Here is a 249-nt window from a genome sequence, read left to right as displayed (position 1 = left end):
CCCAGGTCGCCACCGTCGCCGACGAGGACACCGCCGTCCTCGACGAGGGCACCGGCCCCGTGATCGCCACCCCCATCATCGAGTGGCTGCACGGTTTGGAAAGCGCGGGCGCCTCGATCGAGGAGTTCAACCAGACGGTGGCGATGCAGGCGCCGCTCGGGGTGACCGAGGCCGACGTCGTCACCGTGCTCCAAGCCGTCCTCGACCGCCACGCCATGCTGCGCCTGCGCGTCGACGACAGCACCGGAA

1 protein-coding gene is annotated in these 249 nt (G+C 70.7%); it reads left to right on the top strand.

All coding sequences use genetic code 11. The features are described 5' to 3' along the window. Window positions 1–249 (top strand): hypothetical protein (locus tag ACXAID_RS28510; protein WP_475025488.1); only part of this gene is annotated, 249 nt, incomplete at both ends.

This window comes from Mycobacterium sp. ABE4_509, assembly GCF_056160785.1.
The sequence above is the reverse complement of the archived record's forward strand: the minus strand, read 5'-3'. Positions and strand labels throughout refer to the sequence as shown.